The sequence below is a fragment of the Asaia sp. HumB genome, from assembly GCF_030263835.1.
Taxonomy (GTDB): Bacteria; Pseudomonadota; Alphaproteobacteria; order Acetobacterales; family Acetobacteraceae; genus Asaia; species Asaia bogorensis.
Window position 1 is genome coordinate 701,341 of record NZ_JARPML010000002.1, and the last position, 23,903, is coordinate 725,243.

Sequence of the window (23,903 nt, forward strand, 5' to 3'; positions counted from 1 at the left end):
GCGGGGGGCGCTATTATTCAGCGTTCCACAAGGGAACGTGCAGTCTTCAGGCATACGACTCACCAGAAATCCGTTATTGACAGCGAAAGCGAGGCACAAAACGACCTGAAATGTTTTGACACACCTAGATATAATTCCAGAATGTCCGTCCATTACCTGCCCATGCAGGGATCAATACTCAGAATCGCAGCGCTTGGCCTTCGACGCTGTGTTTCGGTCAAGTTACACTCAGATGCAAACGATTCTTAAAATCTTTCTTAACTCGGACCAGATATGTGCTTTTTCAGCAACATTTCGCCGGCACAGCGCGAGCAGGCTTGCCTGGCAAGGTGCGCCTGCTTCACGCGAGGCAGAGTTCATTGTGTCAAATAAACTCGATATGAGTCTTGACGCCCATCAGAAGCTGGTTCCGCAGCCCGGGCTGAAGCCCCGGGTTGATGTAATACTGGATGTCAGGCGCAATCGAGACACCACGCCAGATATGCAGTTGGTAGAACACCTCGATGATGCCCCCCCAATCCTGAGGTCGCCTAGTATGCCCCCGCAAACGCCCCTCCTGCGCATAGGCGGCCAGCTGCGCCCGGCGCGCAGCGCGTGAGACCTGAATAACCGTCATATCAAGCCCGATGGCATCGCTCGGGCGGGAGGCGATCATGCCACGCATGAACAACCCCAGAGAATACTGGGCCTTGCGCAAGGCTGTGCGTGGCGCGTTCCAGTAAGCCGCCCCCAGCAGGGTCAGCCCGGCATCGCGACCTCGCCCCTTGAAGCGCCAGACCATCTGATCCGCCATGACCCATGCCGACCATGCCCCCTTGATCAGGCGTGGCGATGCGCTGACCAGATAGAGGTTCTGCCCCCCCATGCCCTCGAAACGGCTGTCATGACGGGCCGTGTCGTAAACAAAGCCGAGCTTGTAAAGACCCGACAGGCCCTTCCTCGGCCCGAAGGCGGGTGTCCAGCTCACCTCAAGCGGCAGGGCCATGCCATCCATCGTGGCGCCGTTGAACTTGAAGCCCGTGCGTGTCTGATGGTGCGTATAGATTGCCTCGGTTTCAGTCAGGTAGAGACCGGTCTTGATGGCCATCTCATCGGTAATCTGCACCCGCACCCGTGTCGCCCAGTTCGACATGGGGAATGGCGCATGAGCCTTGTTATCCGATGCTGCACGCGGATTGCCGCAAAAAGCGCCGTTCATGAAATTGCAGTAGAGCGGATTGGCCGAGAAATCGGAAAGGAACGTCATGCGTCCCACAGCCGCGCTCACCCGGTCATACAGCATGGATTTTTCAACATAGGCCGAGACCAGATGAATCACGACATTGCCGACACCGCCATAGGTGGCCTGGCTCGGATTCAGGAAATCTCCGAATTTGTGGCTCGTCGGGCTGCCATAGCCACTGGCAAGAATGATATGCGTCGAGACACCTTGCAGGCCCGCCAGACGTTCCCAGTCGATATCGCTGCCATAGGTGAAGATACCGACATTGCCGACGCCCTTCTCCAGCCCCAGCCCGGGCGTGGGGGAGCCGAGCATCGCTTGCGTCTCGTTGGTATGCTGCACGTGAAACATCACGCCGTGCTCGCGTAACGCCGAGAGACTACCGAGCGTGGCAAGAGAATCAGCCCGCGCAATCCCGGCATGACCCATGATGATGCTGACCCCGAGCGTAACGCCCAGTTTAGACACTCCTCTCATGGTTGTGCTCCTCCTGCCTTCAGGTCCTCTCTATCGTTCCGTGGTTCAAGCGGCGGTTTGTGGCGATTTTCGGCCGGGCTGGCCTGAGCAATGTTTTGTCTGTTACGCTTGTGTTCTGTCCCACCCGCTCTACGAAAGGGTCGAACATGAGCGACCATCCCTTCCGGCAGGTCGATGTTTTCGCCGCCACGCCCTTCGCCGGTAATCCCCTGGCGGTCATTCTGGATGCCGATGGCCTTGATGATGCGCTGATGGCCCGCATCGCCAACTGGACCAATCTGAGCGAGACAACCTTCCTGTTGCGCCCCACGACGCCCGAGGCCTCGTATCGTGTGCGTATCTTCACGCCCGGCGGTGAGCTTCCCTTTGCGGGGCACCCGACACTCGGCACAGCCTTCGTATGGGCCTCCCTCCCCGGCAACACCCATGATGGCACCATCGTGCAGGAATGTGGTGTGGGGCTGGTGCGCGTGCGGGTCGATGGCACACGTTTTGCCTTCGCAGCCCCACCGAGGCGACGGGCCACCCCCCTGACGATCGAGGAGCGCAATACCGCCTGCGCGGCGCTGGGCCTTGCTCCCGATGATATCCTGGATGCTGCCTGGGGGGATAATGGCCCACCCTGGCAGCTTCTCTTCCTTCGTGAACGCAAGGATGTGCTCTCGGTCAAGCCTGACTGGTCGGGAATGGGCGACAATCTCTACGGGATCGTAGCGCCCTGGCAGGAAGACCATGATGAGACGGGCGCTGCCTTCGAGATCAGGGCCTTTGTCGGCCAGAACCAGGGATTTGAGGACCCGGTGACCGGCAGTCTCAATGCCGCCATGGCCCAGTGGATGATTGGCAAGGGAGCAGCCCCAGAGAACTATATCGCGAGCCAGGGTACTGCCATGGGCCGCAATGGCCGTGTTTCAATCGTCAAGAACGGGGAGACGATCTGGGTCGGGGGAACTGTGACGCCACGCATTGCAGGCACGCTGACACTCTGAAAACAGAAAAGGCGGCTCCTTTCGGAACCGCCTTTCTCACCTGAAACAGGCTTGATCTTATGGGATCAGGACCGTCTTGATGGACTTGTCGCCCTTCTTCATCAGGTCGAAGCCTTCCTTCCACTGGTCCAGCGGCAGGGAATGGGTCACCACACCCTCGACCGGCAGACGACCATCGGCAATGGCGGCAATGGTGAAGGGGTAGCAATACGGGCCCAGATGGGCGCCGAGCACGTCCAGCTCCTTACGGTCGGAGATGATGGACCAGTCGCAGGTCACTTCATCGCCGAACACGCTGAACTCGACGAAGCGGCCGAGCTTGCGGATCATGTGCAGGCCCTGACGAACGCTCGAGGGATGGCCGGTTGCTTCGATATACACATCGCAGCCATAGCCACCGGTCAGTTCCTTGACCTTGGCCACCACGTCTTCTTCAAGCGGGTTCATCACGATATCCGCGCCGAACTTCTTGGCCAGATCCAGACGGTCCTGCTTGGTGTCGAGCACGATCAGCTTGCTCGGGTTCTTCAGGCGGGCAGCGCCCACCATGCCCAGACCCAGCGTACCGGCACCGGCCAGAACCACCACGTCATCGAGCTGGATGTTCGCACGGTTCACAGCGTGAACGGAGCAGGCATAGGGCTCGATCAGGGCAGCCGCCTCGGCAGGCATGTCCTCGGGAACGCGATGGGTGCGCGACGTCTTGGGGAAGCGCATGTACTTCGCCATGGCGCCGTTGGTGTTGTTCTGGAAACCGTACAGGTCGTGACGCTCGCACATCCAGTACTGACCGCCCTTGCAGTAGCGGCAATCGTCGCAAGGAACGATCTGCTCGCTGATCAGGCGGTCACCCACCTTGTACTGCCCGCGCAGGTTCTCGCCGATTTCGACAGCGCGCCCGATGAATTCGTGGCCCGGGATCATCGGCGGCTTGACGTAGCGGGGCTGTTCCTTGTCGCCCCAGAAGGAAGGGGCGCCCAGGAAGCACTTGATGTCACCGGCGCAGATGCCAACGGTTTCGACTTCGATGATGATATCATCGGGACCGGCGCGGGGGACATCCACCTCTTCCCAGCGATAATCGCCGGGTTCGTAGGCGACGACGGCCATCATCTTTTCCGGCAGAGCGGCGCTGGCTGCTTCTTTCTGCAGGGCACCCAGGTCAGGCGTAACAATCTTGTTCATGGTCTTGGTCTTTCGGTTCGTGGCGTATCAGGCGTTGTGGTTACGCGCCGGAACCACGAGTTCCTTGGCGATCGTCTGAAGGATCAGGCAGCAGGAGGTTGCACCGGCATCGAGCACGCCGCGTGAACGCTCGCCCAGTCGGCTGGCGCGGCCGATACGGGCCACCAGATCGATTGTGGAGTCACGACCGCGTTCTGCCGCTTCCGACATCGCAATCAGGGCCTGCTCGAACGACTTTCCGTCATCCAGTGCCTTGTGGAAGGCTTCAACAGAAGGCTGCAGCGTATCGACAAGGGTCTTGTCACCTACGCGGGCATTGCCCAGGCTGTTGATCCCGGCCAGCGCCCCATCGAGCATCTGGGCGAAGAGCTTGCCATCAAGGAATTCGACATTGCGCAGCGGGATCGCCATGCCTTCGAAGAAACGGCCATAAAGCGGGCCCATCGAGCCGCCGATACCGGCCATCAGCGAGTCAGACAGGGCATCGAGGCCCTTTTCCATGACCGGCGGGTTGGCACCCAGCGCATCACCGCAGCGGGCAAAGCCCTTGGCCATGTTGATGCCGTGATCGCCATCGCCGATCTTGCCGTCGATCTCGCTCAGCCAGTCACGTGCCTTGACGATGGCATCGACCAGGGCCGAGATGACCTTCGTGGTTTCGGCGACGGGAATACCGCTCTTGGGCACGTATTTCTCGCCCGTCGCGGTCTTGACCAGTGCTTCGACCGGGTCGGCCTTGGCCGTCGGCGCTTCAGCAGCCTGAACCTGTGCCGCACCGGCACCGACGCGCACCAGACCAATGGATTCGGCGGGAGCGGCCATCAGGCGATCCAGCTCTTCATCGGTCTTCATGATCGTCAGGGTAGCGCCCTTCATCTCGAGCGAGGTGAAGAGATTGCCAACGAAGCGATGCGCCACCTCAATGCCCTTCTCCTTCAGGAGATCGGCAACATCAGCGTACAGCACATAGAGTTCGATGATCGGGGTGGCACCCAGACCCGAGAGCAGCACCGTCACGCGGTCGCCCTTGGTGAAGGGCAGGTCGGGCAGGATGTGCTCAAGCATCAGCTTGGCGATATCGCGCGAGCGGCCGAGCTCCTGAACCGACACGCCGGGCTCGCCATGATGGCCGATACCGACTTCCATGGTGCCGAGTTCGATCGAGAAATTCGGATGACCGTTGGCAACGATGGTGCAGGGCGTGAGGCCGACACCGATGGAGCGGGTATTGGCAATGGCCTTGCGGGCCACGGCAATCACCTCATCCAGCGAGCCGCCTTCTTCGGCGCGCGCACCGGCGGCTTTCCACATCAGGATTTCGCCAGCAACACCGCGGCGGCGCTCGGCTTCACTTGCCGGGGCCGACGCAACGTCATCGGTAGCGACCACGGTCTCGACCTTGATGCCAGCCTGCTGCGCATCACGCGCCGCCATGCGGACATTCATCGTATCACCCGCGTAGTTGCCAAACAGGCAGGCTACGCCAGCGCCCATATCGGCTTCCTTCATGGCGTCGAGGAAGCTCACAGCCGTCGGAGAAGAGAAGATCTCACCAATGGCAACCGAGTCCAGAAGGCCCGTACCGACATAGCCAAGGAAAGCCGGCTCATGGCCCGAACCGCCACCCGTGATCACGCCGACCTTGCGACGGCCCATGGTCTTGGCGCGCTTGACGACACGCGGATTGGCCGTTTCGACAATGATGTCGGGATGGGCGAGAAGTGCGCCGCGCACACCGTCTTCGACCACACCATCGGGGTCGTTGAAGATGCGGTCCAGCTTGGGCCGTGCTGCGGGAGACTGGGATGAAGCGCCATCGCCATGGCCGGTATGCGCTGCGTGAACGATTGAATGAACCATAATGGGCCCCATACTGTGTGCCGGGAAAACACCCTAAGTGCCCAAGAACCATAACCGTAACAGCGGTTATGAACGAAATCACACTAACGAGAGTGATATTCGTTACCTATTATGTGGGACCAGAGCAATCCTGATTACCGTTTCTGCATATGAACTACGGCGCTCCGTGTTTATTATGTTTATTTGTCAATACGTTGTCCATTGAGGAGCCCTTGGGTCGCCTACCGCGAGCACCCGACATTCATCTGATCAAACTGAACAAATGTGATATTTCGTGTCACTTCCGGACCATTCCGCCTGCCTGCGCCATGGTTTGAAAGACTCTATCCGTTCTTTTTCACATGATCAGCGACTATTGGCCTGTTTGCACGTCCCCGAGGCCATACGGCGACCATACGTGTATCGGCAGCATGATCACCAGTGGCGATCAAGTTCTGGTGTGACGCTTCGTTTGGAGTATTGATTGTTGTAAAACACTCCGAGAATACGTAAAAGTTACCGGAGCCACATCCGAAATAATAATACCTAAAAGAGGCCCCGGCACCGAACGATGCTGCACGAAAACCGCGTTGAGACGCTGCCATTGACCACTGCACAACGCGGGTTGTGGATGACGCAATTTCTAGCCCCTTCAGGATCGAGCCTGAATATTGCGGAAGCGATCCATCTTCGCGGAGCACTCCGCACAGATCTCTTCATCGAGGCACTCACCTGCGTACAGGCTGAGGCCGAGACGCTCAGGACCGCTATCGTCAGGAAACCAGAGGGGCCGGTTTACACGATCCGCCCACCAGGGTCCGTCGCCTGTCCTGTCATCGCGTTCCACGACATGCCCGATCCGGAACAGTCCGCCCGTGACTGGATGCTTGAACGCCTGCGTGCCCCGTTGGATCTGGAGCATGATCCGTTGTGGCAGAACGCCTTACTGCGGCTCAGCGACACGTATCATATCTGGTTTCACTGCTGTCATCATGCCGTGCTGGACGGATTTGCAGGCGGGATGGTGGCGGCGCGTGTCGCAGCCCACTACACCGCGCGCTACGCCGGAATATCCCCCCCGGAGGCCGCTTTCCTGCCACTCTCGACCCTGCATGAGCAGGAACAGGCCTACCGGCAGTCGCCACGCTTCGAAAAGGACAAAGCCTACTGGAGCGAAGCGCTTTCAGAAGCACCCGAGCCGGTCTCGTTGTCGCTGCGCCCCCAACGTGCGCCCAGTGGTGAGGCTGGCGGCGCGATAACCCGCGCCGCCTTCATGTCGGATGAGCGCGCCGAGAGTCTGACCCGGATCGGCCGTGCGCTGGAGGCGACCCTCCCCCAGACACTCACAGCCCTTCTCGTGGCTTATCTCTATCGCGTTACCGGACAATCCGACCTTGTCGTGGGCATGCCCGTCAGTGCACGCGCCAATCGTCAGCTCAGACAAACGCCCGGCATGGTCGCCAATGCTGTAGCGCTGCGTTTTAGGATCGTACCCAAAACCAGTTTTGCCGACCTGGTCGGCATGGCACGTCGGGCCATGCGTAATGCGTTACGCCACCAGCAATATCGGTACGAGGATATGCGACGTGATCTCGGGCTGTTCAGCAATACCACCCAGATCAGCCGTATCGGCATCAATATCGAGCCTTTCGACTATAATCTCTCCTTCGGTCCCATCACCGCGCGCAACGAAAATCTGAGCAATGGCGCGATGGAAGACCTGACCATCTTCGTCTTCGACCGCAAGGACGGCGCTGGCCTGTGTTTTCAATGCGATGCCAATCCAGCGCTTTACGCGACCCATGAACTGGATGCCCATCTGACCCGGATCCTGCGTCTGGCTGAACAGATCGCTAACGTACCGGATACCACGCTCGATCATCTGTCCCTGCTCACGCCAGAAGAACGCGCCGCGCAGGAAGCCAGAAACCGAACGACCCGCCGCGACTGGCCGACCACTCCCCTGACAAAGCTTATCGACAAAGGGGTCGGTCATGGCTCCGGCCCCCTCGTCAGCGATGCCTATGGCGTGATGACGCGTGAGGTATTTCTTCGACAAAGCCGTGCACTGGCCGAACAGCTTCGGGCAGAAGGCATAGGGCCGGGCAAGCTGGTCGCTCTGGCCCTGCCACGCGACAGACGCATGATCCTTGCTGTTGCCGCTGTCCTGCAGGCAGGCGCCGCATGGCTGCCCCTCGATATCGCCTCGCCCCAGGCACGGGCAAAACTGATCCTCGAAGATGCTGAACCCAGTGCCGTCATTGTGCCGGACGCTGCCCATATCGACTGGGCGGCAGAATACACCGCATGGGCTCTTACGAGCGAGACGTCCACGCTTCAGCGACTTTCGCGAGGGAAAACGGCCTCGTCCTCGCCCGTCCCGGATGACACGGCCTATGTCACCTATACCTCGGGAACGACCGGGCGACCCAAGGGGGTCGTTGTTCCCCGCAAGGCCCTGACAAACTTCCTGCATGCCATCACGGAAAGACTGGCCTATAGCGCGCGGGAAACACTTCTGGCTGTCACGGCCTGGACATTTGATATTGCCGTGCTCGAAATGCTCCTGCCGCTCACATCCGGCGGTGCCTGTGTCATTGCCAGCCGCGAGGATATCCTCGAGCCAGGCCGTCTGGCAGCCCTTGTTCGGGAACATGGCATCACAGCCATGCAAGCGACCCCGACGCTTTGGCAGACCCTGCTAGGCACAGCCGAGAGCAGCGCCCTGCAGGGTATGATGCTCATGAGCGGGGGCGAGGCGATGCCAGCCCATATGGCGCGCCAGATGCTGCATCTCGGCCGGGCGGTGCATAATCTGTATGGCCCCACGGAAACCACGATCTGGTCCACAACGCATCATCTCGACCCTCAGGAAACCGATACGCCGGCCGCTGGGCATGCTCTGGCCAATACACAGCTTTACATCATCGGGCCTGATCAAACCCCTCTGCCAGATGGCATTGTCGGCGAATTGCTGATTGCGGGTGACGGGGTTGCCACAGGCTATCTCAATCAGCCGGAACTCACGTCGAGCCGCTTCATCCCCGACCCTCTTGGGGTACCTGGACGCAAGGCCTATCGCACAGGCGATCGGGCGGCGATTGGACATGACGGGACGTTGACCGTCCTTGGGCGCGGCGACCAGCAGATCAAGATACGCGGGATGCGTATTGAACCCAGTGAGATCGAAAGTACGTTGCTCAGCCTGCCGGAAATCCTGCAGGCCGCCGTGATGATCGAGAAAGACCCTGCACGCGGCGCGCCTCTCCTCGCCGCCTATCTCGTACCCGCGACCCATGGCGCAAGGCTCGACCCTTCACAGATCAGACGCACCCTTCTTGGCCTCCTTCCCCCCCAGATGATCCCGGTGCGTATCGTCTGCGTCGAGACACTGCCGCGCATGACAAGCGGCAAGCTCGACCGGGCGGCGCTGGCCTCCCTGCGTGAAGAGACGGAGACGACAACCTTCACCGAAGCCCGCACCCCGGCGGAACGCAGGCTCAGCGCATTATGGGGCGAACTGCTCGAGCTCGAACGCGTCGATATCCATACCAGCTTCTTCGAACTCGGCGGCGACAGCCTCATGGTCGTACAGATGATCGCCTGCCTCTCACGCGAGGGTTACGCGCTTCCTGTCGGGCAGGTTTTTGCCGCTCCGACAATTGCGCTTCTGGCTCCCCTGCTCGAAGGGGGCTCGGTCACCTGCGACCCGCTTGCACCATGCCTTGCCATACGGGCTCAGGGACACAACGCGCCGGTCTTCTGTTTTCATCCCGTGATCGGCATGAGCTGGAACTTCAACACGCTGGCCCCACTCCTTTCTGAGTCCCATCCGGTCTATGGCCTGCAGGATGCCGGACTCCTGCTGAAGGACGATGCGCCCGCAACGCTCGCTGCCCTGGCGGCCTTCTATGTTGCCGAATTGCGGCGCCTGCAGCCGCACGGCCCCTATCATTTGGTCGGGTGGTCCATGGGTGGCGTTGTTGCCCATGAAATTGCGTCTCTCCTGAGACAGGAGGGGGAGGACATAGCCCTACTGGCCATGCTCGATTCTTATCCCTGCCTGCTCCAGGATCAGAGCCTTGCGCCAGATAGCCCCCAGGCCATACGCGCTGCCCTGCAATTCCTGCAGATCGCTCCGGTCGAGGATGCAGCTTTGCCCGATACGCTCGATGGCCTGGCCGATCTGTTTCTGGAAACGCTGGACACAACGGTGCTTCCGGATCTGCCTGAAATCGACCTCAATGCCCTGACCAGCCTTGCCGAGAAGCTGCGCCTGATTACCAGACGCAATATCGAGATGCTGCTCGCCCATGTTCCGACGCCCAATGATGCCGATATCCTGTTCCTCAGGGCTGCGGACAAGGGAAACCAGAACGAGGTGACGATCGTCTCGGACGACCCGTATGCCTGGAGGGCGTACAGCTCTGGCCATATCACGGCCCATGACCTTGACTGCCGTCATGGCGATATGCTGCTGCCCGGCCATGTCGAGACCGTTGCGCGTTGGATCAATATCAGCCTCGCGCAGGACCGCACGCCCGCATCCTGCCTCTCGGCAGCCTGACCGGATGCCGCCATGAAAATCGTGATCTTCACCATCGGTACGCAGGGCGATGCGCGTCCATTCGTCGCCCTTGGGCAGGGCCTCGCCAGACGGGGCCACGACGTCTGTATTGCCACATCAGCGCGCCACGAATCCCTCATAAGGGGTGGTGGTCTCGGGTTTGCCCCCATCGAGTCCGATTTCGCCGATCTGATGACACAGAAACATGCTGTGCTGGAAAAGGGAAACCAGTTGCGCATGGGATGGCAGGTCGCCCGTGCCCTGTGTCGGTGGATGCCTCTCTGGGTCAGGCAGGCGATGGAAGCCACGAAAGGGGCAGAACTCGTCATCGGATCGGGCTCCGGCACGATACTCGGAGCCTCGATTGCCCAGAGGCGGGGCATAGCGTTCGTTCAGGCGCAATTCATGCCCATGACCCCGTCGAAATGGGTGCCTCCCCTGTGGCCGAACCCGGCCCTGCGCTTGCCCGGTATCCTGCACAAGGCGCTGACCCATGTGGCACGATTCCTGATCTGGCGTTTCATGTCTTTTCCGGTGGCGATCATGCGTCGCGAGCTGTCCCTGCCTCCCATCGGGTGGAAGGGACCGTGGTCCGAAACGGACAGCGCGGGTAACAGGCGCTATCTGCTTTATGCCTTCAGCCGGCACATCCAGCCCCAACCCGCTGACTGGTCGCGTGACCGCATTGCCGTAACCGGGAGCTGGTTCTACGACCAGAAAACAAGCTGGCGCCCCTCACCGGAGCTGGAAGCATTTCTCGCCGCCGGTCCGGCCCCGGTCTATGTCGGGTTTGGCAGCATGATGACCGGCAAACCGGAGAAATTTACCGCGCTCATTCTCAAGGCCTTGCGCCTGACCGGGCGACGCGCGATCGTCGCGACAGGCTGGGGGGCACTCAAAAACCTCAAGCCCGACCAGGAGGGGGATATCTTTTTCATCGACAACGCCCCCCATGACTGGCTTTTCCCCCGCGTATCCCTTGCGGTTCATCATGGGGGCGCTGGAACGGTGGCGGCTGCCACGCGCGCCGGCCTGCCTCAGGTGATCATACCGTTTCTGGCTGACCAGTTTTTCTGGAGCTGGCGCCTGAAGGTTATCGGTATCAGCCCGATGCGCCTGTCGCGCAGGACACTCACCGCCGAAAAACTGGCCGAGGCCATCGGGCGCGCAACAACACGCGCTCCGCGCGACAAGGCTGCCTCATTGCGTCCACTGATCGAAGCAGAGCAGGGTGTCGAGAGCGCTATCGACACGCTTGAGGGCTGGGGCCTGTTGAGGCAGGAAACCCGGAGTGCCACCCTGACCACAGGGATATTACCGCGTTGACGCCAGCCACGCCCTCTACCGAGCAAGCTCATGATCGCTCAGTGCTCTCAGCGCCCTCGGGCATGGCAGGCGCGCCACAGGCTGTGATCAGGGTGGAGAAGCTGGTCAAATCCTACGGGGATCGGCAGGTTGTCTCGGGTCTGGATTTTACGGTCGCTCGCGGTGAAATCTTCGCCTTTCTGGGGCCCAACGGCGCAGGCAAGACCACCACGATCAAGATGCTGACTACCCTGCTTCCCCCTGATAGCGGACGCATCCTGTTGAATGGCATCGATCTGGCCAATGACCCGATGGAAGCCAGGCGCCATTTTGGCGTGGTATTCCAGGAATGTACCCTGGACCCTGCCATGACCGTGCAGGAGAATCTCTGGATCCATTGTGCGTTCTATCGAATCCCGCGAGCCGAGAGGGCGTCACGTATTGCAGACGCGCTAACCCTGTTCGATATGACGGACCACGCGCGGCAGATGGTCAGGACCCTGAGTGGCGGTCTCAAGCGGCGGGTCGAGATCGCCAGATCCCTGCTGCACCGCCCAGCCCTGATTTTTCTGGATGAGCCGACTCTCGGGCTCGACCCGCAATCACGGCGTGTGCTGTGGGATCATCTACAGGCGTTGCAGGCCCATCAGGGTACGACCATTTTCCTGACGAGCCATTATCTCGATGAGGTCGAACGCGTTGCACAGAGCGTCGCTGTGATCAAACAGGGACGCATCCTGACCCAAGGCGCGGTCAGCGCTGTGATGGATCACGCTCAGCAAGGTTCGCTGGAAGATAGCTTCCTCTCTCTGACCGCCGGGGAAGAGCCGCGTTGATGATCGATGTCATCTATAATTTATGGCTCAGGCAAATCAGGAGCTTCTTGCGTGCGCGAGGCCGGCTGATTTCGGCGCTGGCACAGCCTTTCCTGTTTCTCGTTGCCCTCGGTCTGGGCTTTGCGCCGGTTTTTCGCAAGGCGGGCGAAGGGGATTATTTCACGTTCCTCGCACCGGGGGTGGTGGGCGCAGGTATCCTGTTCAACACGGTCTATTCAGGTGCGGATTTACTATGGGACAGGCAATTCGGGTTCATCAAGGAAACACTGGTCTCGCCGGTTTCCCGACACTGGATCCTGCTCGGACGTGCGCTGGGTGTGGCAAGTGTCGCGTTGATCCAGGCTATCATCGTGAGTGTGATATGCCTGATACTGGCAGGTGCTCTCCCTTCACCCGCCCATCTGGCGCTCGCCTTCGCCTTTGCCCTGCTTCTGGCTCTGCTCTTTGCCTTTTTCGGCTCGGTGCTGGGCTCCGTCATGAGCGATGCCCAGAGCTTTTCACAAATCGTCAATTTCATCCTGACGCCGCTTTTCTATCTTTCCGGCGCTGTCTTTCCCCTTGAAGGGCAAAGCCGTCTTATCAGGGCGCTCGCCTTCAGCAACCCGCTGACCTACGGCATTGACGGCATGAGAGGCGCCCTGACCGGCCACGCTCTGCTGAACCCGCTTCTGTCCCTGTCGGTGCTCGGCGTCACAACCCTTCTTTTGGCTCTTGCCGCCCAGATAGCGTTCTCCCGCATTCGACCCTGACCCCTCAGCGATCAGGCGCCTTTGGCCTTCCTCCCCATTTCGCCGTGCCAGACATAATCCCTGCGCGGCAGTCCGGCCTGAAACAGTATCGCACCATTGATCAGCAAACCCGAAAGAGCCGGACTCAGACCAAAGGGGCCCCAGCCCAAGGCGAAAACCACGCCACCTGATACAAGCCCGAGGAACAGGGCAACAAGCAGCCGTGCAGGGGAAACGCGATATCCCGTCACGCAAAGCAGCACGGCGGGCAGGAGCTGCACCAGACCCACATAGAACAGCCGGTTAAGTGTCACGATCAGCGCGGTATGCAGGGCAGCTGTCAGCACGGAAAGGCCAAGATAGAGCGCAATGATGGCCAGACCCGTGCGCTTTTGCGCAGGGGCAGAAAGATGCGGCGTGAAACTGCCGGTGACGATCGCCGCAAGGCTGAGACACACCGCCCCGAGCCAGACGAGCGCGGTCAGGGCCACCGCGCCTGAGACGATCCCGACACCCCAACCCGGCAGCAGATGCGACGCTACCGAGAGAAAGACTGAGTCGGGCCGTCCCATGATGACAGGATGGGTCAGGCCGAAACACGCAATGACGACGAGCAGCGGAAACAGCACCATATAAAGCGGCATCCAGATCTGGGCCCGTCTGATGGTTTGCGGATCACGGGCCGAAAAGACGGCGGCAGCGGTTTGTGGCGCGATGCAAAAGCCGAAAGCCTGCGTCACGATCGTGCTCATGATCATCACACAGGTCGAAAAAGGATGTGGACTGGCACCATGCAGCGCCACGTTGAGAGGGCGCGTCGCCTGATGGGGCCAGGCTAGGAGGGCTGCAAACGCCACACAGACGATGGAGAGCAGGATAAGGCCATCCTTCAATGCCGCACTCAGCGCCGCACCACGTAATCCGGCACCTGCCACAAAAAGGAACGCGAGCAATGCTGCGAACGCACTGAGCATGACAGGGGAAACAGGCAGGGCGAGGGTCGAGAATACCGCATCCAGCCCTATGAACTGCATGGTCCCCAGCGGGAGCATCAGAATAACGAGCACAAGGCCTGTCACACGCCCGACAAGCGTACTCCGGAAATACCCCCCCAGCAGGTCTGGCAAGGTGATGGCACCCAGGCGGTTTCCCACCCGCCATAACCGGGGATACAGCACCATCCCGACCGGGAAGGCGAGCAGGATATACCCGACAAACCACAATGCCACGTCGATGGAACCGCTCGCGGCGATACCTCCGGGAAAGCCCAGAACCGAACCGATCGAATAGGTCTCGCCCACTGAAAGCAGAAAGAAGAGCGCAACGCCGAACTGCCCTCGCGCGGCAAAAAAGGCGCGAGGGTCACGGGTGACGCCGCTTCTGAGCGGCGCGCAGGCCAAACCCAGGGCGAGCAGGAGGACGAGAACGAAACCCGCCACTCTCAACGTTCTGCCCCTCTGACAGGTGCAACATCCTCAGCGATTATCCCCATGGGCCGGAGTGCAAGGGCAAGGCAGAGCGTCGTAAACGGCAGACAGGCAAACAGCCACCATAGGATCACCGGCACACCAAGCAGGCGCCAAGAGGCCCCATAAAGAAAAGGCATGGGCAGCAGAACCGCGCAGAACGGGGCTCCCACCAGCAGGAGACGTTGCCAGTGAAGGGAAAAACGGGACGACATGGCACACTCGGGTTCAGGAGACCGGAACGCCCGACATAACGGCAAGTGCCATCATGGGGCCAGCCCCGAATATCACGCCTGAATTGCCTCTCAGACAAACGAAGCAGACGGGGCGTCAGCCTCGCTGGCAAAGCACCTCTCCTTCATTTACTCCTACAAGGCAGCAGCGCGAACGGGTGGTGGCTCAGAGCTCCGCCCACTGACGCAGCAGGTTGTGATAGGTCGAGGTCAGCCCGAGCACACCCGGATGATCATCGGGAAGAGCCTTGCGGGTCTCGATGATCGAACGGTCGAAGTCGTACAGAAGGGCACGCTTCGTATCGTCGCGCACCATGGACTGGCTCCAGAAAAACGAGGCCCAGCGTGAGCCGCGTGTCACCTCACTCACGCGATGCAGGCTGGTAGACGGATACAGCACCATGTCACCAGCGGGCAGTTTGACACGTTGCTCGCCATAAGTGTCCTGAATGACCAGTTCACCCCCGTCATATTCATCCGGCCCGGTAATGAAGAGCGTTGAGGACACATCGGTCCGGATTCTGAAGCCGCTCTCGGGGATGGGGCGTATGGCGTTATCGACATGGGCGCCGAATTTCATGCCCACATCGTAGCGGTTGAAAAGCGGCGGGAAGACGCGCAGCGGCAGGGCGGCACTATTGAAAACGGGGTTCCGGCCCAGCGCCCGCAACACGATCTCGCCCAGTTCGCGCGAGGCCTCGCAATCCTGAGGCACCTGAAGGTTGTGCTTGGCTTTTGCCGATTGCTGCCCGGCGGTCACCTTGCCGTCCAGCCACGACGCCTGCTCAAGCGTCTGACGGCAATGACGCAGCTCTTCAGGTGTCAGGACATTGGGAATGTGAACCAGCATGGGCGCTCTCCTGTGCAATCGACTTCTTGTAATTGAGAATGAATCTGATTAACAGGGAATGAGCGGTTGGTTACACCCCGTAACAAGAACAAAAACCCCGAATGGGGGTGTACGCACCTCACATGAACAGGAGAGCCTCATGGCTGCGCCCGCTGGCGACCTCGCCTCACTTCCCTTCACCCCGTGGGAAATGTTCCTCGGTGCCGGCCCCGTCGTGCGCTTCGTCATGATGCTGCTGATCGTGGCCTGCGTGATCAGCTGGGCGGTGTTTGTCGCCAAGGTCGTTGAGGTCATGCGTGTCAGGCGTGCACTGTCACAGGCCGAACTGAAGCTGGAAAATGCAGCCTCGCTTGCCGAGTCCCAGTCGCTCTGCCCTGATATCGGCATCGTCCGCGCCCTGCTGCTCGCAGCCTCCAATGAATGGACACGCTCTGCCGATGTGCTGGAAGACCGCGAAGGACTGAAAGAGCGCATCATGCTGCATCTTGAGCGTCTGGAAGCCGCAGAAGGGCGTCGCCTGATGCGCGGCACGGGAATTCTGGCTACGATCGGCGCGACATCGCCGTTTATCGGGCTTTTCGGCACGGTATGGGGCATCATGACCTCGTTCACCGGTATTGCCGCCACGAAGGCCACGAGCCTTGCTGTGGTCGCCCCCGGCATTGCCGAGGCCCTGCTTGCCACTGCGCTGGGACTCGTGGCGGCCATTCCAGCCGTCGTGATCTATAATTTCCTGTCGCGACAGTGCCTTGGCTGCAAGGCGCAGGTGGGTGATCTCACCGCGCTCATCCTGCGTCTCGTCTCACGCGACCTGAGCCGCCTGCATGTGCAGGGCGGCGGTGGGCAGGTGCTGCGCTTTGCAACACCGCGTGCCGAGCAGGCCGGCCGCTGATCATGGCGCTGCGTATGCGTCATGCCGACGACACGGCGCTCGATGCCCATGAGCTGAACGTGACACCGCTGATCGATGTCATGCTCGTGCTTCTGGTTATCTTCATGGTGACGGCACCGCTGAGCACGGTCAACGTTCCGGTGGATCTGCCCTCCTCAACCCAGAAACCTGCCCCGCGTCCGGCCAATCCGATTTTCGTCACGGTGAAAGCCGACAAATCCCTGGCTCTGGGTGAGGACGATATCAGCAATGAGGCGCTTCCCCTGCGCCTCGTGACCCTGACGAACGGCCACAAGGATGAGCGCATCTTCCTGCGCGCAGACAAGACCGTGGATTACGAGACGCTGATGAAAACCATGGATCTGCTGCGCAAGGCAGGGTTCCTGAAGGTGGCGCTCGTCAATCTGCAGGGTCAGGAGGAGGGCGACGAACCGTGACCGCAAGGCGTTATCGCATGGCGCCAGCCACCCCGGCAGCGGCTTCACCCGCAGCAGGAGACATGCTGTCCTTTCGCGCTGTCTACCAGCTTCATCAGAAGCTTGAGGGGCAGAGGCAAAGACGTCTTGGTGGCTGCTCTGCACTCGCCATCCTTGCCTTGACGGGTCTCGGGATCTGGGCAGCCTCGACGCTGCGCGCAACCCCGCCCCTTCTCTATGCGCCCCCGCCTGCTGCGATCGCCATCGATCTTGCACCCGAGCCCGCCAGTATTCCTTCGCCGCCCCAGGAGCGGCCGCCCGGGCCGCCTCAGGTCGCCACGCCGGAACTGCCCGCGCCTGAAAAACCTCCCGAAATCATGGCTCCTCCGTCGCCCGCCCCCCTGCCGCCCGTGCCGGTGCCTGCCAAAATCAAGGTGCCGCCGGTGCGCCGCAAGGTAACGCCCACACCGCCCGTACCGCGCCACGTCGCTCCACTCGTGCCAACGCAGTCGACAGCGAATACCGCACCCCCACCTTCGGATGCGCCCCCTTCGACCGTATCGGCCACCAGCGCCAAGGGAGCGCCTTCGACGCGGGAAATGTCGCAGGCCAAGGCAAGCTGGCAAGGCAGTCTTCTGGCGCGGCTTGAACGCTTCAAGCGCTATCCGGCACAGGCACAGGCCGAGCATCAGGAAGGAACGGTGATGCTGCGCTTTACGATGGACCGCAAAGGCCATGTGCTCTCCGCCAGTCTTGTCAGACCGACCGGCTATGCCATGCTGGATGACGAGACCCTCGCGCTTGTCCGGCGCGCCGAGCCTTTGCCTGCCCCGCCCGATACCATATCGGGTGCAACGCTAAGCCTTACCGTTCCTGTGGAATTCTATATGGAGGAACACTGATCGATTGGCCCGAACCGGGATGTCAGGGCAAGTAAGCGACCTGACCACCGCCACATGGAACGATCTGCAGTGATCACATATCGGGCAGCCTGCCCCCGGGTGGGGCCCGCTGTTCTTGCGCGGGCGCAGTCTTGCCCTCACAATACACTCTTATGATGGCAGCAAACCAAAAGCCTCCGGTACGGCCCCGACAAGACGCCTCCTGTTTAGACAACCGGACAGCGTGACGGCCTGATGCGTCATACCCCCGACACCCGTGAAACGTCGCCTGCCTCGAGCGCGCATCCAATAGCTGACACGACAGGTGAGACGCCAACCGGCCGGTTCGAGATCATCCCGCCCCCTGATCGCATGACGCGGGATGTGGCATCTCTCCCGGCACGACTCGTCCTGACCGGATCCTGGCTCAGCCATGATTCAGCGTTGCCTGACTGCACGGTTGAGGCACTCGCCCCGATGGGCAAGGCCACCACACTGGCCTGCGATGTCTCAGGCGTCACGGACTGGGACACCGGGCTGATCGCGTTTCTGTGGGATGTGCGCCGCCTGTGCGATGCATCACAGCGCATGTTCGACACCACACCCCTGCCACATCCGATGCAGCAATTGCTTGATCTGCTTCCTGATCAGGCTGGCCCCGCGACACCGAGGAGAAAACCCCGCCAGCCTTTCCTCGAGCATGTCGGGGGCAAAGCGATTGATGTGCTTGCCGAGACGGGTATCGTGGCCGGTATGGCCTCAGGCACGGCGCTGGCAGCGTTCCGCTCACTGTTCCGGCGTGTTGGCCTGCGGCGCAGTGACCTGTCTTCCGATCTGTTCAGTGCTGGCCCGTCAGCCCTGCTGATCGTCGGTGTGGTCAATTTTCTTGTGGGTGCCATTCTGGCCTTTGTCGGTGCCGTGCAGCTGCAGAAATTCGCCGCAGGTATCTATGTCGCCAGTCTGGTCGGCATTGCGACCGTACGCGAAATGGCAGCGGTCATGACGGCCATCATCATGGCCGGACGCACAGGCGGGGCCTATGCCGCACGTATATCCACCATGCAGGGCAATGAGGAAATCGACGCGCTGAAGGTTTTCGGCATCTCGGTTTCATCCTACCTCATCCTGCCCGCCGTGCTCTCGCTCGTTGTCACCATGCCGTTTCTCTATCTCTATGGCTGCCTGATTGGCATGCTGGGCGGCTATGTGGTGGCCATATCGATGCTCGACATCACGAGCCTTGGCTATTTTCATCAGACCGTCATTGCCTTTGGCATCGGCCAGTTCATCTTCGGGGTCATCAAGAGCATCGTGTTTGGCGCGTTCATCGGGCTGACGAGCTGCCGCATCGGCCTCAAGGCCGGGCGATCGGCGGCAGATGTCGGTATTGCCGCAACGCGGGCCGTGGTGATTGGCATTGTTGGGGTCATTGCGCTCGATGCCATCTTTGCTGTCATCGCCAATAGTCTGGGGGTCTGAGCCATGAGCCATGAGACAGACACACAGCCCCCCGCTCCCGCCATCCTGACAATGCAGGACGTGACCCTCGCTTTCGGCCCCAAGGTCATCCAGTCGCATATCGATTTATCGGTGCGGCGGGGCAGCATTTTCGCGGTGATGGGGGGCTCGGGCTGCGGCAAATCCACCCTGCTCAAAAGCATGATCGGCCTGCTGCGTCCCACTACGGGCCGCTTCATGGTTGGCGAGCAGGACTACTGGAAAGGCACGGATGCCGATCGCACGCAGATCAATCACCGCTTTGGCGTGCTGTTCCAGAGCGGTGCCCTGTGGAGCTCGATGACTGTGGGCGAGAATGTCGCCCTGCCCCTGCAGATGTTCACCTCTCTCGATGCCCGGGCCATCAGACGGCTGGTGGAGCTCAAACTCGCTCTGGTGGGCCTGCTCGACGCCATCGATCTTGCACCGTCGGAAATCAGTGGCGGCATGCGCAAGCGCGCCGGCCTTGCTCGCGCTCTGGCCCTCGACCCCGATATCCTGTTTTTCGACGAACCCTCTGCGGGGCTTGATCCGATCACCTCAGCGCGTCTGGATGACCTCATCCTTAATCTGCGTGACGGTCTGGGCGCGACCATCGTCATCGTGAGCCATGAACTGCCCAGTCTGTTCAGTATCGCAGACGATGGCATTTTTCTCGATGCCATCACCAAAAGACCCATCGCCCACGGCTCGCCGCGCTTTCTGCGCGATCACTGCGACGACAGTCAGGTCCATGCTTTCATGAACCGGCAACGCAACGAAGAAGGATCCCCCTCATGAACAGGCAAGCCCTTGTCGGCGCATTCGTGCTGGGTGGTATGGCCCTCATGGTGGCGGCCTTTGTCTTTTTCGGCAATTTCCATCCGTTCACCCATACAGATCGGGCAGTCCTGATCTTTCGTGGGTCAACCAACGGTCTTTCTGTGGGTGCGCCGGTCAATTTCCGTGGCGTTCAGGTCGGTGCGGTCGATCGCATTGCCATCGAATACGATCCGAAAAACCGCGAGGCCTATATCCCGGTCTATGTCACGCTGCGACGCGACGACATTCTGGTGGCCGGGCAGAAGCATGGCCATCTTCCGAGCCTGAAAAGCCTCGTCGATCATGGTCTGCGCGGTGAGATGAACCTCAAGAGCTTTGTCACGGGCACGTCGCAGATCGATCTGGACATCTCGCCCGATACGCCGGCAATCCTGCATCCCGAACTCACGAACGAGACCGAGATCCCGACGCGCCAATCGTCCATTCAGGCCATTACCAATACCATCACCCACCTGCCTTTGCGCAAGCTCAGCGATGACGCGGCTGCAACCATCGCCATCATGCACCATCTGGCCGAAATGCTCGATGAACGCCTGCCGGCCCTTGCCGACAACCTGCAACAGACATCGCAGAGCACACGCGCGACACTCGATGCCGCACATGACATGATCACAGCCGTCCAGCCGCAATTGCTGCGCACCCTGGCCAGCGTGGACCGGCTGGCCACGACCGGGTCTGATCAATTGACTGCTCGCGGGCAGGAATTGCGTCTGCTGCTGCAAAACAGCCGCGAAACCATGGTGACCGCCAACAAGACACTGTCGAACCTGCAAGGCATGACCTCACCCCGCTCGATTGATCGCGCCAATCTGGATGCCAGCTTGCGCGATATTGCCTCGGCGGCTGCAGCTTTGCGCGGCTTTGCCAATGATGTGGAGCGCAACCCGCAACTTCTGCTGACAGGACGCCGCCAATGAAAACGCGCCAGCTTATTCCGGCCATCGCTCTGGGCCTGCTGACGGGCTGTGCCTCGGCGCCCGTACAGTTCTATACAATTGCCCCGGATCCGGGCACGGCCTTACCGGCAGGCACGGGAACGGCGGTGGTCTATGTTCCGCGCATCGTCATGCCGGACTATCTGGATACACAGGACATCCTGGTCCGTGATGGCAGCCGATTGATACGCAGCAGCAACGGGCGCTGGGCCAGCCGCCTGTCGCAATCAGCGACCGATCTGATCGTGGCGCGCCTTTCGCAGGACTGGCCGCAACGCACGATCACGGCCCATTCCCCTCTGGAAACCCCGGAGTCACGCCTGAGCATCACGATCGAGCGTATGGATCTGACCAGGCAGGGTAAGGCTATTCTGCTTGCCTCATGGACCGATCTCCCTGGCGACGACGCCCGCCCGGCGCGTCAGGGCCGTACCAGTCTCAGCGTGCAGGGTAGTGTGGCCGATGATGCGGCCAAGGCGGCCCTGCTGCAGAAACTGTTCGAGCAACTGGCTGACCGCATCGCAAGTACGCTGTCCCAACGCTGAAGACCGCCTGAACCAGGGAGATGCCCCTGACGCCCCGGGTCGTTCCGAACTGGGGCATCGGCTCAGAAAGCGGCCTGGATACGGCTGCCCACAGCGTTGATCGAACGGCCCTTGTTATTGACTGTGCCGACCGTCTGGGAGCGCGTGGCATCGATGTGACTGTACTGCAGCTGGATGCGATAATGCCGGTTGATGTACCAATTCAGCCCACCCGACCAGACGGTCTGTGTGCCGCCGCGCACCCCGCCCGTCATCGAGGCAGGCGCATCGCCGCGCAGATTGCTGTTGAAGTCGAGCACACTCCAGCGTCCGACCAGTTCGAGCGCGCCCCATTTGTTGTTCCAGATATCGAAATCCTCTGTCGGGGCGGGCGATGAAAACGCGGCATCCTTGGGGCTGTAGCGCCGCGGCTGTCCGAACAGGGTGTAGCTGCCCGCCACGTAATAGCCGTCAAAGCCGAGATTGGGCGCGGGACCCTTGACCCTTGCAGCTGCGGTACGGTCGACACCGATATGATAATATTCCGCCTGGATGAGCGCGGCCCTGTAGCGCAGGGCGATTTCCGGACCGATCGCCCAGACCTTGCCGATATCGGCGATGGTCCCGGTAGAAACGAGACGCTCATTGGTCAGGCGTGTCTCAGGACGATCGCTGAGCGAGAGGACACGTCCCTGCGATGTCTGGTTGCGTTTGAAAGACATGGTGGAGGACATGCCAAGGTGAAGATCGACATTGGGTGTTGCCACCGGGCGACCTGCCACACGCAGCAAACCACCCATCTGGCTGTCGGACACCGTGGGGTCATTGGTGCGATCACCATAAGTCTGACCCGTCAGATAAGCGCCGAGATACCAGCGCTTTTCATGCGTGCGCCCACCAAGGCTCATACGGGTATCGCCCGCAGCAATCAGACGCACTACTTCCGAAATCGAGGCACGCTCCATCAGAATGAAGCCGTTGGACGATTCTGAATCCTGCATCGTCACGCGCGGCTGATAATAGCCAAAGGTGAACTGCGAATTGTGGATGCCACTATAGACCATATTGGCTTCATACAGCCCAGCCGTCCCGTCGACCGTGCGCCCCCATTCTGGCGTAAGGTTGGCCAGAAGATTGCCGTAACGCCATGTCAGCGGCAGACGCAGGCGACGGGCATTTTCGTTCATCTTGGGGAAACGACCGGTCTGCCCCTGAGCCGTACCGCCCGTTGACGGAAAACCGCCAATATCCAGATGCATGACCAGCCCCACCGAAAAGGCATAGAGCCCGTCACTGGATGCGATGGTCGGACGCCCGGCAGGAAAGCCGATCCGTATTCCGCCGATATCGACCGTTTCAGCAGATTTCGTGGCCCGGCGGAAATCGGCCAGTGACATGTTCAGACCATGATCGGGCGGCGGGATCAGATGGGTATCATAAGCCACCTGTGGGTCAGAGGGCTTGCCCTCCCCATGTGACCGGGCCGATGCCAACTGTATGCCTTCCCCTCCAGCACCAGTCGCCTGACCGGGCGATGTAGGGCCGGGCGATGCAGTGCCCGCCCCGCTCCCCGGGCTGGAAGGAGACGCCGAGGTATGCACTGCCCTAGCGGTTTGCGAGGCAGCGCCGCCCACCCCGGCTGATGCCGTGAGAACACCAGGGGCGTCTTCATGAGGCTTGGTGTGCTGCGGCCCATCGGATGTCACATGCAAGCCCGGTCGCGCATCAGCGACATCATGAGAGCTGGCTGTTCCAACAACGCCGGTGACACGACTATGACGGTTAGACACCGCCTTGTTTTGCGCAAGTTCCGACTGACGGCGCAGGGTGCGTTCCTTCGCCAGTTCGCGACGCAGATCGCTAATCTGCCCCTGCATCTGCGCCCGCATTTCAAGCATTTCACGGCGCAGGGCGGCGATGTCATCTGATTGCCCCGCGGCAAAACCGGTTTCCGGCATGACAACGCCGCAAAGAAGCAGCAGGGAAGTAAGGGAACGCGCGCGCATGAAATTGACTGACTTTGCTTCTGGACCGTATGCGCGATGCTATAAAGGACCCAATAAGTCAGTTGAATGACTGTTTTATGACAAAGTGAACTTTTTGCAATCAAATGAAAGAAATGTTATGTCGTAAAAATCAGTAGAACAATAACCGAAGCACTTATACCAGACGATCCCCACTATCGCCTGGATAAAGGCTCGCATGGTACACGCTTCGATTACACACGCACGATCAACCG

19 protein-coding genes are annotated in these 23,903 nt (G+C 60.6%); 12 read left to right on the forward strand and 7 right to left on the reverse strand.

Going from position 1 to position 23,903, the window contains the following annotated elements; translation table 11 throughout:
- Positions 1 to 364 precede the first annotated feature (364 nt).
- The gene (locus tag P5689_RS04355) at positions 365 to 1,699 is read right to left on the reverse strand and encodes a carbohydrate porin (protein WP_285532231.1); all 1,335 of its coding nucleotides are present in this window, start codon (positions 1,697 to 1,699) and stop codon (positions 365 to 367) included.
- A 146-nt stretch (positions 1,700 to 1,845) separates the two neighbouring features.
- Between P5689_RS04355 and P5689_RS04360 the strand changes: the two genes are divergently transcribed.
- Positions 1,846 to 2,688, forward strand: a complete 843-nt coding sequence (locus P5689_RS04360; RefSeq protein WP_285532232.1) for a PhzF family phenazine biosynthesis protein — start codon at positions 1,846 to 1,848, stop codon at positions 2,686 to 2,688.
- Positions 2,689 to 2,745: 57 nt separating this feature from the next.
- Here P5689_RS04360 and P5689_RS04365 read toward each other — a convergent pair whose 3' ends face one another.
- Entirely contained in the window at positions 2,746 to 3,873 is a 1,128-nt protein-coding gene (locus P5689_RS04365; RefSeq protein ID WP_023979491.1) for a zinc-binding dehydrogenase, read from the reverse strand.
- Positions 3,874 to 3,900: 27 nt separating this feature from the next.
- Positions 3,901 to 5,733 (reverse strand): dihydroxyacetone kinase subunit DhaL, encoded by a 1,833-nt coding sequence (gene dhaL, locus P5689_RS04370; RefSeq protein ID WP_285532233.1) that lies wholly within the window; start codon positions 5,731 to 5,733, stop codon positions 3,901 to 3,903.
- 550 nt (positions 5,734 to 6,283) lie between these two features.
- Between dhaL and P5689_RS04375 the strand changes: the two genes are divergently transcribed.
- From P5689_RS04375 to P5689_RS04390, 4 genes are read left to right on the forward strand one after another with little or no spacing between them, the layout of a single operon-like run.
- Positions 6,284 to 10,279, forward strand: a complete 3,996-nt coding sequence (locus tag P5689_RS04375) for an amino acid adenylation domain-containing protein (RefSeq protein ID WP_285532234.1) — start codon at positions 6,284 to 6,286, stop codon at positions 10,277 to 10,279.
- Between the two features lie 12 nt (positions 10,280 to 10,291).
- Positions 10,292 to 11,605: a glycosyltransferase gene (locus P5689_RS04380; protein ID WP_285532235.1), complete on the forward strand. Its 1,314-nt coding sequence runs from the start codon at positions 10,292 to 10,294 to the stop codon at positions 11,603 to 11,605.
- Positions 11,602 to 12,420, forward strand: coding sequence for an ABC transporter ATP-binding protein (locus P5689_RS04385; protein WP_285532236.1), 819 nt, complete (start codon positions 11,602 to 11,604; stop codon positions 12,418 to 12,420). The genes P5689_RS04380 and P5689_RS04385 overlap by 4 nt, the downstream gene beginning before the upstream one ends.
- Positions 12,420 to 13,169: an ABC transporter permease gene (locus P5689_RS04390; protein WP_285532238.1), complete on the forward strand. Its 750-nt coding sequence runs from the start codon at positions 12,420 to 12,422 to the stop codon at positions 13,167 to 13,169. The genes P5689_RS04385 and P5689_RS04390 overlap by 1 nt, the downstream gene beginning before the upstream one ends.
- Positions 13,170 to 13,180: 11 nt before the next feature.
- On the opposite strand, the gene P5689_RS04395 is transcribed toward P5689_RS04390, so the two are convergent.
- The 3 genes from P5689_RS04395 to P5689_RS04405 form a co-directional block, all read right to left on the reverse strand.
- Positions 13,181 to 14,587, reverse strand: coding sequence for a hypothetical protein (locus P5689_RS04395; protein WP_285532239.1), 1,407 nt, complete (start codon positions 14,585 to 14,587; stop codon positions 13,181 to 13,183).
- 2 nt (positions 14,588 to 14,589) lie between these two features.
- Entirely contained in the window at positions 14,590 to 14,829 is a 240-nt protein-coding gene (locus P5689_RS04400; RefSeq protein ID WP_285532240.1) for a hypothetical protein, read from the reverse strand.
- Positions 14,830 to 15,013: 184 nt separating this feature from the next.
- Positions 15,014 to 15,697 carry a Fe2+-dependent dioxygenase gene (locus tag P5689_RS04405; protein ID WP_285532241.1) on the reverse strand — a complete coding sequence of 228 codons (684 nt, stop codon included), beginning with the start codon at positions 15,695 to 15,697 and terminating at the stop codon, positions 15,014 to 15,016.
- Positions 15,698 to 15,836: 139 nt separating this feature from the next.
- Here P5689_RS04405 and exbB point away from each other — a divergent pair, with 139 nt between their 5' ends.
- From exbB to P5689_RS04440, 7 genes are all read left to right on the forward strand, one after another.
- Positions 15,837 to 16,589, forward strand: coding sequence for a tonB-system energizer ExbB (gene exbB / locus P5689_RS04410; protein WP_023979482.1), 753 nt, complete (start codon positions 15,837 to 15,839; stop codon positions 16,587 to 16,589).
- 2 nt (positions 16,590 to 16,591) lie between these two features.
- Positions 16,592 to 17,026, forward strand: coding sequence for a TonB system transport protein ExbD (gene exbD / locus P5689_RS04415; protein ID WP_023979481.1), 435 nt, complete (start codon positions 16,592 to 16,594; stop codon positions 17,024 to 17,026).
- Between the two features lie 17 nt (positions 17,027 to 17,043).
- Positions 17,044 to 17,907 (forward strand): energy transducer TonB, encoded by an 864-nt coding sequence (locus P5689_RS04420; RefSeq protein ID WP_285532242.1) that lies wholly within the window; start codon positions 17,044 to 17,046, stop codon positions 17,905 to 17,907.
- A gap of 351 nt (positions 17,908 to 18,258) precedes the next feature.
- Complete coding sequence (locus P5689_RS04425; protein WP_031241292.1) at positions 18,259 to 19,365, forward strand: ABC transporter permease; 1,107 nt, start codon at positions 18,259 to 18,261, stop codon at positions 19,363 to 19,365.
- Between the two features lie 3 nt (positions 19,366 to 19,368).
- On the forward strand, positions 19,369 to 20,163 hold the full coding sequence (locus tag P5689_RS04430) for an ABC transporter ATP-binding protein (protein ID WP_031241291.1): 795 nt from the start codon (positions 19,369 to 19,371) through the stop codon (positions 20,161 to 20,163).
- Entirely contained in the window at positions 20,160 to 21,122 is a 963-nt protein-coding gene (locus P5689_RS04435; protein ID WP_023979477.1) for an MlaD family protein, read from the forward strand. The genes P5689_RS04430 and P5689_RS04435 overlap by 4 nt, the downstream gene beginning before the upstream one ends.
- A complete protein-coding gene (locus tag P5689_RS04440; protein WP_023979476.1) occupies positions 21,119 to 21,685 on the forward strand; it encodes a membrane integrity-associated transporter subunit PqiC in 567 nt (188 codons plus the stop codon). The genes P5689_RS04435 and P5689_RS04440 overlap by 4 nt, the downstream gene beginning before the upstream one ends.
- A gap of 62 nt (positions 21,686 to 21,747) precedes the next feature.
- On the opposite strand, the gene P5689_RS04445 is transcribed toward P5689_RS04440, so the two are convergent.
- Positions 21,748 to 23,670 (reverse strand): OprO/OprP family phosphate-selective porin, encoded by a 1,923-nt coding sequence (locus P5689_RS04445; protein WP_023979475.1) that lies wholly within the window; start codon positions 23,668 to 23,670, stop codon positions 21,748 to 21,750.
- Positions 23,671 to 23,903 lie beyond the last annotated feature (233 nt).

Excerpts from the sequence above, each read along its gene's own strand:
- P5689_RS04425 (WP_031241292.1), top strand. The coding sequence starts at position 18,259 with ATGACGCGGGATGTGGCATCTCTCCCGGCACGACTCGTCCTGACCGGA.
- P5689_RS04440 (WP_023979476.1), top strand. The coding sequence starts at position 21,119 with ATGAAAACGCGCCAGCTTATTCCGGCCATCGCTCTGGGCCTGCTGACG.
- P5689_RS04380 (WP_285532235.1), top strand. The coding sequence starts at position 10,292 with ATGAAAATCGTGATCTTCACCATCGGTACGCAGGGCGATGCGCGTCCA.
- P5689_RS04435 (WP_023979477.1), top strand. The coding sequence starts at position 20,160 with ATGAACAGGCAAGCCCTTGTCGGCGCATTCGTGCTGGGTGGTATGGCC.
- P5689_RS04420 (WP_285532242.1), top strand. The coding sequence starts at position 17,044 with ATGGCGCCAGCCACCCCGGCAGCGGCTTCACCCGCAGCAGGAGACATG.
- exbD (WP_023979481.1), top strand. The coding sequence starts at position 16,592 with ATGGCGCTGCGTATGCGTCATGCCGACGACACGGCGCTCGATGCCCAT.
- P5689_RS04360 (WP_285532232.1), top strand. The coding sequence starts at position 1,846 with ATGAGCGACCATCCCTTCCGGCAGGTCGATGTTTTCGCCGCCACGCCC.
- dhaL (WP_285532233.1), bottom strand. The coding sequence starts at position 5,733 with ATGGTTCATTCAATCGTTCACGCAGCGCATACCGGCCATGGCGATGGC.
- P5689_RS04390 (WP_285532238.1), top strand. The coding sequence starts at position 12,420 with ATGATCGATGTCATCTATAATTTATGGCTCAGGCAAATCAGGAGCTTC.
- exbB (WP_023979482.1), top strand. The coding sequence starts at position 15,837 with ATGGCTGCGCCCGCTGGCGACCTCGCCTCACTTCCCTTCACCCCGTGG.
- P5689_RS04375 (WP_285532234.1), top strand. The coding sequence starts at position 6,284 with ATGCTGCACGAAAACCGCGTTGAGACGCTGCCATTGACCACTGCACAA.
- P5689_RS04365 (WP_023979491.1), bottom strand. The coding sequence starts at position 3,873 with ATGAACAAGATTGTTACGCCTGACCTGGGTGCCCTGCAGAAAGAAGCA.
- P5689_RS04400 (WP_285532240.1), bottom strand. The coding sequence starts at position 14,829 with ATGTCGTCCCGTTTTTCCCTTCACTGGCAACGTCTCCTGCTGGTGGGA.
- P5689_RS04355 (WP_285532231.1), bottom strand. The coding sequence starts at position 1,699 with ATGAGAGGAGTGTCTAAACTGGGCGTTACGCTCGGGGTCAGCATCATC.
- P5689_RS04430 (WP_031241291.1), top strand. The coding sequence starts at position 19,369 with ATGAGCCATGAGACAGACACACAGCCCCCCGCTCCCGCCATCCTGACA.
- P5689_RS04405 (WP_285532241.1), bottom strand. The coding sequence starts at position 15,697 with ATGCTGGTTCACATTCCCAATGTCCTGACACCTGAAGAGCTGCGTCAT.
- P5689_RS04445 (WP_023979475.1), bottom strand. The coding sequence starts at position 23,670 with ATGCGCGCGCGTTCCCTTACTTCCCTGCTGCTTCTTTGCGGCGTTGTC.